The sequence below is a fragment of the Aeromicrobium sp. genome, from assembly GCF_036676885.1.
Lineage (GTDB): Bacteria > Actinomycetota > Actinomycetes > Propionibacteriales > Nocardioidaceae > Aeromicrobium.
In genome coordinates this window covers 1-9826 of sequence record NZ_JAKFCB010000248.1, presented here as the reverse complement: position 1 = coordinate 9826, position 9826 = coordinate 1, and the positions used below count along the sequence as shown (strand labels likewise).

At 69.5% G+C, this 9826-nt stretch carries 12 protein-coding genes; 3 read left to right on the top strand and 9 right to left on the bottom strand.

Going from position 1 to position 9826, the window contains the following annotated elements:
- The 7 genes from V6M46_RS11130 to V6M46_RS11100 all read right to left on the bottom strand — a co-directional run.
- Window positions 1-714 (bottom strand): PfkB family carbohydrate kinase (locus tag V6M46_RS11130; RefSeq protein WP_332664876.1); only part of this gene is annotated, 714 nt, incomplete at its 3' end.
- Between the two features lie 137 nt (window positions 715-851).
- Window positions 852-1220, bottom strand: coding sequence for a HesB/IscA family protein (locus V6M46_RS11125; protein ID WP_332664874.1), 369 nt, complete (start codon window positions 1218-1220; stop codon window positions 852-854).
- An 81-nt stretch (window positions 1221-1301) separates the two neighbouring features.
- Window positions 1302-2417: a glycerate kinase family protein gene (locus tag V6M46_RS11120; protein WP_332664871.1), complete on the bottom strand. Its 1116-nt coding sequence runs from the start codon at window positions 2415-2417 to the stop codon at window positions 1302-1304.
- An 84-nt stretch (window positions 2418-2501) separates the two neighbouring features.
- On the bottom strand, window positions 2502-3773 hold the full coding sequence (locus tag V6M46_RS11115) for an aminotransferase class I/II-fold pyridoxal phosphate-dependent enzyme (protein WP_332664868.1): 1272 nt from the start codon (window positions 3771-3773) through the stop codon (window positions 2502-2504).
- A gap of 26 nt (window positions 3774-3799) precedes the next feature.
- The gene (pspAB, locus tag V6M46_RS11110) at window positions 3800-4369 is read right to left on the bottom strand and encodes a PspA-associated protein PspAB (RefSeq protein ID WP_332664866.1); all 570 of its coding nucleotides are present in this window, start codon (window positions 4367-4369) and stop codon (window positions 3800-3802) included.
- 3 nt (window positions 4370-4372) lie between these two features.
- Window positions 4373-5275, bottom strand: a complete 903-nt coding sequence (htpX, locus tag V6M46_RS11105; RefSeq protein WP_332664863.1) for a zinc metalloprotease HtpX — start codon at window positions 5273-5275, stop codon at window positions 4373-4375.
- The gene (locus tag V6M46_RS11100) at window positions 5250-5975 is read right to left on the bottom strand and encodes a PspA/IM30 family protein (RefSeq protein WP_332664860.1); all 726 of its coding nucleotides are present in this window, start codon (window positions 5973-5975) and stop codon (window positions 5250-5252) included. The genes htpX and V6M46_RS11100 overlap by 26 nt, the downstream gene beginning before the upstream one ends.
- Before the next feature lie 112 nt (window positions 5976-6087).
- Between V6M46_RS11100 and V6M46_RS11095 the strand changes: the two genes are divergently transcribed.
- Window positions 6088-6639 (top strand): DUF3043 domain-containing protein, encoded by a 552-nt coding sequence (locus V6M46_RS11095; protein WP_332664859.1) that lies wholly within the window; start codon window positions 6088-6090, stop codon window positions 6637-6639.
- Window positions 6640-6657: 18 nt separating this feature from the next.
- Here V6M46_RS11095 and V6M46_RS11090 read toward each other — a convergent pair whose 3' ends face one another.
- On the bottom strand, window positions 6658-6858 hold the full coding sequence (locus V6M46_RS11090) for a hypothetical protein (protein WP_332664856.1): 201 nt from the start codon (window positions 6856-6858) through the stop codon (window positions 6658-6660).
- A gap of 3 nt (window positions 6859-6861) precedes the next feature.
- Window positions 6862-7962, bottom strand: coding sequence for a glycine cleavage system aminomethyltransferase GcvT (gcvT, locus tag V6M46_RS11085; RefSeq protein ID WP_332664854.1), 1101 nt, complete (start codon window positions 7960-7962; stop codon window positions 6862-6864).
- A gap of 70 nt (window positions 7963-8032) precedes the next feature.
- Here gcvT and V6M46_RS11080 point away from each other — a divergent pair, with 70 nt between their 5' ends.
- Both V6M46_RS11080 and V6M46_RS11075 read left to right on the top strand, forming a co-directional pair.
- Window positions 8033-9481, top strand: a complete 1449-nt coding sequence (locus V6M46_RS11080) for a leucyl aminopeptidase (RefSeq protein WP_332664852.1) — start codon at window positions 8033-8035, stop codon at window positions 9479-9481.
- Window positions 9478-9826, top strand: a 349-nt coding sequence (locus tag V6M46_RS11075; RefSeq protein WP_332664850.1) for a serine hydrolase domain-containing protein, incomplete at its 3' end; no start/stop codon positions are given. The genes V6M46_RS11080 and V6M46_RS11075, both read left to right, overlap by 4 nt.

The following is a 9826-nucleotide window of genomic DNA, read 5'->3' as shown; positions in this document are numbered from 1 at the left end:
CTCGATGGGCTCCCCGTCGGCGGGGTAGACCGTCACGCCGGCCTTGCCGCGGGTCACGATGCGGGTGCCGACGTGCGCCTGGACGTCGGCGGAGGACCAGCCGGTCTTCTGCTCGATCAGCGCAGCCTCGTAGTCGTTGCTGAACAGGTATGCAGCGCCGTCGATCAGGTCGCGAATGACGTCTCCGTCGGCCCAGGCCAGCTGCTGCGAGACGTCGGCCGCGAACGGGACGCCGTGCTCACGGCACGCGCGGGTGTGGCGCAGCATGCCCTCGGGGTCGTCAGGTCCCACGAGGACCAGGTCGAAGTCCTGGCCGATCGCGAACAGGTCGATGTCGCGCGCCTCCGACATCGCGCCGGCGTAGAACGTGGCGATCTGCGCCATCTCGGTGTCGGTCGTGCACACGAAGCGGGCCGTGTGACGGGTCTCCGACACCAGGACGCCCGAGGTGTCGACGCCGGCGTCGTCGAGCCAGCCGCGATATTCGATGTCGAAGTCACGCCCCACCGCCCCGACGAGCAGCGTGCGGTGGCCGAGCTTGGCGAGCGCGTAGGTGATGTTGGCCGCGCACCCCCCACGACGTACGTCGAGGTCGTCCACGAGGAACGACAGCGAGATCTTGTCGAGCTGGTCCGGCACGAGTGAATCGGCGAACTTGCCTGGGAAGGTCATGAGGTGATCGGTGGCGATCGAACCGGTGATGGCGAGGTGCACCCCCACACAATAGACAACGGCCTCCCGCAATGCAGGAGGCCGTCGTGTGTTGTATGTCTTACGTTCAGTTTTCGAGTCAACCTGACGAGGTCCCGATTCAGAGGAGCCCTAGTTCGCAGGGCTCACTCGGGCTCCGCTTAGTGGAACGAATCGCCGCAAGCGCAGGAGCCGGTCGCCGCCGGGTTGTCGATCGTGAAGCCCTGCTTCTCGATCGTGTCGACGAAGTCGATCGTCGCGCCACCGAGGTAGGGAAGGCTCATGCGGTCGACCACGACGTTGACGCCGCCGAACTCGAAGATCTGGTCGCCGTCGAGCGACCGCTCGTCGAAGAACAGCTGGTAGCGGAGTCCGGAGCAACCGCCGGGCTGCACGGCGATGCGCAGCGCGAGGTCGTCGCGACCTTCCTGGGCGAGCAGGCTGCTCACCTTCTCGGCAGCGCCCTCGCTGAGGGTCACCCCGGTGGCGGGTGCGGTCTCGACGGTGGACTGCTCAGTCTCGATCGTCATGTGGTCTCCCATGGATCTGGTCTTTTGGTCACGACACGGTGGTCAACATGTTCCGTGCCGATTCCATTCCATCGTACGCCGTCAATCCTCACTGCGAGGCGACCACGTACGTGCGACACGCTCGGCGAGCGCCGCAAGGCTCGTGTAGGCCTCGCTCATCGCAGCGTCGATCCCGACCAGCTCTGTGACGGAATAGGCACTCTCGACCCCCATCGCCCGCATCTCGCGGGAGCCGACCAGGACCTGCCCCGCGAGCACGATGCACGGCCGCGCAGCGGCGCCCGCCACGGTCGCGACGCCGAAGACGACCTTGCCGGCGCGGGACGAGAAGTCGTACTTGCCCTCCCCCGTCACGACGAGGTCGTGGGCCCCCGCCTGGCTGGTGAGCCCGACGGCGTTCGCGACGAGGTCGATGCCGGATACGACGCGGCCGCCCAGGAGCATCAGGGCGAACCCCAGGCCGCCGGCGGCACCAGCGCCCTTGGCGTCGGCGATGCGGCGCTCGGCCGGTGTCGTGCCGCAGGTCGCCTCGACGAACCCGTCGAGGACACCGTCGACGGCGATGATCTGGTCGTCGCTGAGGCCCTTCTGCGGGCCGAACGTCTTGGTGGCGCCGAACATGCCGAGCAGGGTGACGTCGACATCGGCGGCGATGACCAGCTCGACGTCCTGGAGCCTCGCGCGGGCCGGAGCAAGGTCGACGTGGGTGACACCGGCGAGCCCTGCGGGGCCGGCGTCGAGCGGCACGTCGGCGGTGGCGCCCAGGGCAGCGAGCAGACCCGCTCCCCCGTCGTTCGTCGCGCTGCCGCCGAGTCCGACGACGATCCGGCGCACACCGGTGTCGAGTGCCGCGACGATCGCCTGGCCGACGCCGTATGTCGTCGCGTGCATCGGGTCCTGCGGATCGACGAGGTGCAGACCGCAGGCCTGGGCGCTCTCGACGTACGCGGTGCCGTCTGTGTGCAGCACCGTCACGGGGACGTCACCTCCGACCGGACCGCGTACGGTCACGACCGCCAGCTCTCCCCCGATGCCCTCGTGCAGGACGTCGACGAAGCCGGGACCGCCGTCGGCCATCGCCGCCGGGGTCAGCTCGTCATCGGGCGCGTGCCGCTGCCAGCCCTCGATGATCGCCCGCGCCGCCTGTGGGGCCGTGAGCGTCCCTCCGAACGCGTCCGGCGCCACCAGGACCCTCATGCGAACCCCCCGCTGAGCGTGACGATGTGCAGGCGACACGCCGATACGGGCCTGCACAACGTCACGCTCACGGGTGGCTGGGGACTACTGGGCGAGGGCTTGCTCGCAGGCGGCGATCAGCACGCACGTGGCCAGCACGTCGATCGCGGCCTCGAGCTCCTGCGGCGAGGGGTATGACGGCGCGATGCGGATGTTGCGGTCCCGGGGGTCGTCTCCGTACGGGAACGCGGCACCGGCCGGTGTCATGGCGACCCCGGCCTCGCGGGCGAGCTGGATGACCCGCGACGCGGTGCCGTCGAGGACGTCGAGGCTCACGAAGTAGCCGCCCTTGGGCTCGGTCCAGCTCGCGACGCCGTAGTCACCCAGGCGCGCACGCAGGATGTCGACGACGGCCTGGAACTTCGGCGCCAGGATCTCGCGGTGACGTTCCATCAGCTCGTGCACGCCGTCGGCGCTCTTGAGGAACCGCGCGTGGCGGAGCTGGTTGACCTTGTCGGGTCCGATCGTGCGCTTGGCGAGGTGCTTGAGGTACCACTCGATGTTGGCGGCGGAGCTGCCGAGGAAGCACACGCCGGAGCCGGCGAACGTGACCTTGGAGGTGGACGCGAAGATCACCGGGCGGTTGGGGTGTCCGGACGCCGAGCAGAGCCCGAGGATGTCCGCGGTCTTGGTGTGCTGCTCGGTGAGGTGGTGCACCGCGTAGGCGTTGTCCCAGAAGATCCGGAAGTCCGGCGCCGCCGTCTCGAGTGCGGCGAGCTCGGCGGCGACCGCCTCGCTGACGACTGCGCCCGTGGGGTTGCTGTAGGTCGGGACGAGCCACATGCCCTTGACCGCCGGGTCCTTGACGAGCTCGCGCACGGCCGCGACATCGGGCCCGTCGTCGAGCAGGTCGACGGGCAGCATCTCGATGCCGTACTCCTCGAGCAGGGCGAAGTGACGGTCGTAGCCGGGCACGGGGCAGATGAACTTGACGGAGTCTTCGACGCCCCACGGCTGCTCGGAGTCGGCGACGCCGTGGAACAGCGCGAACACGAGGTTGTCGTGCATCATCGCGAGACTGGCGTTGTCGCCGGCGATGACCTGCGCGACCGGCACCTGCATGATCGGGGCGAAGATCTCGCGGAGCTCGGTCAGCCCGGTGAGCCCGCCGTAGTTGCGGGTGTCGATGCCGGTGGCGTCCGAGAAGTCCGGGCCGGGCATCGACAGCAGCCCGTTGGAGAGGTCGAGCTGTGCCGGCGACGGCTTGCCCCGCGTGAGGTCGAGCTTGAGGCCCGACTCCTGCAGGGTCCGGTATGCCGCGGTCTGCTCGTCGAGCAGGGCCTGGATCTGGTCAGTGGAGAGAGCGTCGAACGTCACTCGTCCAACCTATCGCGGGGTCGCTGTCAGTCGAGACCGGGAGCGCCCCAGATGGCGAGCCACCTGGTGAGGTCGGGCTCGACCGGTACGTCATCGCCCACGACTCCGCGGACCTGCAGCTCGAGGGCGTTGTCGCGCTTCTCGCCGTCGAGCGGCACGAACGGGTAGAACGTGCCGCGCTTGTAGAGGTAGACCAACGCGAGGCGCCTGCCGTCCGGCGCCGTGAAGCCGATCGTCGAGCACAGCAGGGCCGAGCCGAAGCCGGCATCGGCGAGCGAGCTGTTGACGGCGTGCAGGTCGGTCACGAGCCCCGACACGTCGTGGTCCGTACGCGTGACGGTGAGCCAGTGGAAGCCGAACCGGTCCGTGCTGCGGGTGACCGTGGCTCCGGCATTCGTGGTGATGAGCTTCTCGGCGTCGGCCATCACGGTGTCGTCGGCATGGCCCTCCGCGTCGCGGAAGCACACCGACCCCGACCCAGTCGTCGCGAAGCCTTCGGTCTGCAGCGACAGCGCCGCCTGCGGCACCGCGAACAGCACGTCGAGATCAGCCTGCGGCGGCTTGGTGCGCCCGAGAAGCGCGTCGAAGAAGCCCATCGCCTAACCCTGCTCGGAAAGCTCGGCGCTGACCCTGGCGAGCTGGTCGAGACGCGTCTGGAGCGGCGGGTGCGTCGCGAACATCGCACCGATCGACTCGCGGTTGATCGCCGGCGCGAAGAAGAAGGCGCTGATCGCCTGCCCCTCGCGGAGATCGCGGTTGGGGATGCGCGCCATGTCGCCCGAGATCTTGACCAGCGCGGACGACAACTTCGACGGCCGGCCGGTGAGGTAGGCGCCGCTGCGGTCCGCGCTGAGCTCCCGGTAGCGCGACAGCGAGCGGGTCAGGATGAAGCTCAGGAAGTAGACGACCATGCTCACGAGGAACACCACCAGGAACACCGCGCCGCCTTCCTTGTTGTTGCGGCCCCCGAAGATGTTGCCGGCGTACATGCCCCACCTGGTGATGAACCCGGCGAGCAGGCCGAGCGACGACGCGACGGTCATGACGGTGACGTCGCGGTTGGCGACGTGGGACAGCTCGTGCGCGAGGACGCCCTCGAGCTCGTCGGCGTCGAGTCGCTGCATGATGCCGGTCGTGACGCACACCGAGGAGTGCTTGGGCGAACGGCCGGTGGCGAAGGCGTTGGGCATGTCGGTCACCGCGACAGCGACACGCGGCTTGGGCATGTCGGCGAGCGCGCAGAGGCGATCGATCATGGCGTGCAGCTCCGGGGCCTGCTCGGGCTCGACGACCTTGGCACCCATCGACTTGAGGGCGAGCGAGTCGGAGAAGTACCACTGGCCCCACGCCATCGCGAGCACGATGACGATGCCGAAGGCGCCGAGTGACGTCTGGGTCAGCAGGACCGCGCCGAACGCGACGTAGAGCGCGCCGAGACCGAGTCCGACGCCGCCCATGCGCAGCGTCAGTCCACGGTCACCTCTGAAGCGGGTCCGTGCCATCGTCGTCCTTCCTGGGCGTGGAGATCTGCTCGAGCTGGCGATCGACCTCGGCGCTGTCCAGCGCGGCGTCGAACTGGCGGCTCAGCGCGTCGTCGGTGCTCTCGCCCGGCTTGCTGACAATGCCCTCGGCGACGAGCTCGTCGACCGCGTCGGCGGTGGCTTCCAGTTCGCGCGTATGCCGTTCGGCGGACTCGACCGCCTGCCCGACGTCGCTGACCGAGGAGTTGATGCCACGGGTCGCGCTGTTGATCTCGGCGCGGGCCGCCGCTGCGGTGTGCCGGGCCGCCAACGTGTCCTTGCGGACGCGGAAGGCCTCGACGTCCTGCTCGATCCTGAGCGCCGCCGCCTCGAGCTTGTCCTCCTCGCGCTTGAGGTCGGCGTGGCGGGTCTTGAGGTCGGCTGCGGCCTTCTCGAGCGTGATCTTGCGGGTCAGCACGGCGCGCGCCTGGTCATCGTCGCCGGACGCGACCGCCTGCCGCGCTTCGTCGTCGAGCTGCGCGGCCTGCTGGTCGAGCGCGGCGAGCTGCAGCTCGACGCGCTTGCGGCTCGTCGCCACGTCGGCAACCCCTCGGCGTACCTGCCGGAGCAGGGCCGTCTGGGTGCGGTAGGTCTCGTCGAGCCGGTCCTTGAGATCCTCGACATCGCTGCCGCGAGCACGCCACGAGCGGAAGATCCGGGCGATGCGCTTGCCGATACTCATGCCGTGGTCTCCATCAACAACCCACCATACGGAGACCACAGCATGATCCCTGTCTCATGACTCGCTCGCTGCGCTCGCTCATGCATTCCAGCCTACGGGTAGGGTGTCGCGGGTGGTAGACGAGACAGAGGCTGGCAAGGGACGTCGGACGCCGACGCGCAAAGAGGCCGAAGCGGCGCGCAAGAAGCAGATGAAGGTGCCCATGACGCGCAAGGAGCAGGCCAAGCGCGAGCGGGCCGCCCGCGAGGAGCTGCGGCTCAAGCAGCGCGAGGCGCTCAAGACCGGCGACGAGAAGCACCTACCGCTGCGTGAGCGCGGACCGGTGCGCCGGTTCTGCCGCGACTACGTCGACCGCCGCTGGAACTTCGCCGAGTTCCTGCTGCCCTTCCTCGCGCTGGTGCTGATCATCAGCATGATCGGCGGCGACGCCCAGTGGGGTGCGACCGCGACGTTCCTGCTCTACCCGTTCATCATCTTCGGCACCGTGATCGACGAGGTCATCCTCGTACGCGGGCTCAAGAAGCAGCTCAAGAAGCGCTTCTCGGCCGACGACGCCAAGGGCCACACCGCGTACGCGGTCCTGCGCAGCACGCAGCTGCGCCGGTTCCGCCTGCCCAAGCCGCAGGTCAAGCGCGGCCAGCCCCTGGCTGACACCTACCGATAGTCGGGTACGCCGGTCGGCCTACTCCGTCCCGGCGTGCAGCGACATCGGGCCGTAGACCTCGGTCTCGCCATCGAACAGGCGTACCTGGTCGATCCCCTGCTCGAGCAGGGCTCCGAACTCCTCACCGACCCACGACTCGGCGTCGCCTCGGCTCTCGAAATCCTCTGACCGGCCCTTGACCTCGCCGAGTGAGTTCTCCAGCGTCCATGTCCAGCCCATGGTTCAGCCCTCCTTGGTCGACGGTTGCACGAATGGCGGCTTGGTCACCGTGAACGCCTCGGAGCGACCGCGTACGTCGACGACGACCGTCGCACCGTCCTCGACGGAGGGCTCGAGCAGCGCCAGGGCGATGCCCTGGCGGAGGGTCGGCGAGAACGTCCCGGACGTGATCTCGCCGAGCTCTGCACCGTCGGTGTCGGCGACCGTCATGCCGGGTCGTGGGATGCCACGGCCCTGGGCCAGGAGCCCCCGCAACGTGCGGACGGTCTTCTCCGCGCGCTGACGTTCGAGCGCCTCCTTGCCCCAGAACGTGGGCTTGTTCCAGCCGACGGCCCAGCCGGCGCGGGCCATGACCGGGCTGATCTCGGGCGACAGCTCGTGACCGTGCAGCGGGTAGCCCATCTCGGTGCGCAACGTGTCGCGGGCGCCGAGGCCGCAGGCGCGGATGCCGTACGGCTCCCCCGCTGCCATGACCGCATCCCACACCTCGGCCGCGGACGCTGACGGCACGACCAGCTCGTAGCCGCGCTCCCCGGTGTAGCCCGTGCGGCAGACCGTGATCTCCTGGCCGGCGATCGTGGCGTCGGCGAACGACATGTACTCGTGATCGACCGGCAGGTCGAGCGAGGTCAGCACCTCGTCGCTCAACGGGCCCTGGATCGCGAGGACCGCGAAGTCGCGGTGCTGGTCGATGACCTCGATGCCGGCCGGCGCGGCCGCCTGCAGCCGGGCGACGACCGCTGCGGTGTTGGCGGCGTTGGGGATCAGGAAGACCTCGAAGTCGCTGCGGAGGTAGGCGATGAGGTCGTCGACCGTGCCGCCGTCCTCGTCGCAGCACAGGGTGTACTGCGCCTTGCCGGTCTCGATGCGCCCGAGGTCGTTCGTCAGGCACTCGTTGACGAAGTCCGCAGCACCCGTGCCACGCACCAGCGCCTTGCCGAGGTGGCTGACGTCGAACAGGCCGACCGCCTCACGTACGGCCTTGTGCTCGGCGAGCACGCCGCCACCGGCGTACTCCAACGGCATGTCCCACCCGCCGAACTCGGCGAGCTTGGCCCCCAGGGCCACGTGGCGGTCGTGCAACGGCGAGTGCAGCAGATCCATGGCACCCAAGGTAGGGCACCTCCCCTGGGGTGCTCGCGCCCACCTGACGCGCGAGCCTAGAGTGGCGGACATGCTTTCAGTGACCCTCAGCACCGCCAAGCCGACCACTGCGCGCGCCGACGCCCTGATCCTCGGGATCCGAGGCGACGACGACAAGGGCGACCTGGCCGCGGCACTCGACGTCATGGGCTTCACGGGCGAGAAGGGACAGACCGTGACGTTCCCCTCCAGCGGTGCGGCGAAGGCCTCGCTGATCGTCGCCGTCGCACTGCCCGAGGAGCCGACGGCCGAGGACCTGCGCCGCGCGACCGCGCGAGGCATACGCGCTGCCAAGAACGCCACCAGCGTCGCCATCGCGCTGCACCCTGCCGGGGTCGACGAGGTCGAGGCGATCGCCGAGGGCGTGCCGCTCGGCGCCTACACCTTCGAGACCTACAAGTCCAAGAAGAAGGGCGACCCCAAGAAGCCCACGCTCAAGAGCGCCGTCATCCTGAGCCCGTTCGCGCGTCAGACCACCGCGACGAAGGCCGTCGAACGCGCGGCCACGGTCGCCGAGGCGGTCAACGCCGCGCGCGACTGGGTCAACATGCCGCCCGGCGACCTGCGGCCCGCTGACTTCGCGGAGGCGATCACTGCCCATGCCGGCACTGACGTCAAGGTGTCGGTCTGGGACGAGAAGCGCCTCGCCAAGGAGAACTGTGGCGGCATCCTCGGCGTCGGCCGCGGATCCGACAGTCCCCCGCGCCTCGTGACGCTGTCGTACGCTCCGGCGAACGCGGTCACGCACCTGGCCCTCGTCGGCAAGGGCATCACGTTCGACTCGGGCGGACTCTCGATCAAGCCGGGCGCCTCGATGCAGACCATGAAGCTCGACATGGCCGGCGCCGCCGCGGTCATGGCCGCGACGGTCGCGATCGCGCGCCTCGGGCTGCCGATCAAGGTCACGGCGTACGCCTGCATCGCCGAAAACATGCCCAGCGGCGGCGCGACCCGTCCCGGCGACGTGCTGACGATGCGCAGCGGCGCCACGGTCGAGGTGCACAACACCGACGCCGAGGGCCGCCTCGTGCTCGCCGACGGGCTCGCCCTCGCCGCCGAGGCCAAGCCCGACCGCATCGTCGACGTCGCGACGCTCACGGGCGCCTGCGTCGTCGCGCTCGGCGAGCACACCAGCGGCATCCTCGGCAATGACGAGGCGTTCGGCGAGACGGTCTTCGCCGCGTCGAAGTCCGCCGGCGAGTCGATGTGGCCGCTGCCGATCACGGAGGAGATGAAGGGCAAGGTCACCTCCTCCAGCATCGCCGACCTGCGCCAGCACAACCCCAAGCCGTACGGCGGCACACTGTTCGCGGCGGCGTTCCTGCGCGAGTTCGTCAACGAGATCCCGTGGGCGCACCTCGACATCGCCGGGCCGTCGTTCAACGAGGGCACCGCATTCGACTACACGCCCGTGGGCGGCACCGGCACCGGCGTACGAACGCTCGTCCGGCTCGCGTCGGAGCTGGCCGGGGCTCGATGACGCTCGACCTCTCCACGGCCCGGGCGCTGTCGCAGCGGCTCGCGGTCGAGCAGTCGAAGCAACGCCTCCCGTCGATCGCCGCCGGCATCGTGCGCGACGGCGAGGTCGTGTGGTCCGACGCCGTTGGCACGCTCGACGGCCGCGCCGACGGACCTGCGCCGACGACCGACACGCAGTACCGGATCGGCTCGATCTCCAAGACCTTCGTCGGCGTCGAGGTCATGCGGTTGCGGGACGAGGGACGACTCGACATCGGCGACACGATCGGCACGCACCTCCCCGAGGTGCCGTTCCCGCAGGTCACGATCGCGCAGCTGTTGACGCACACCTCCGGCCTGCAGGCGG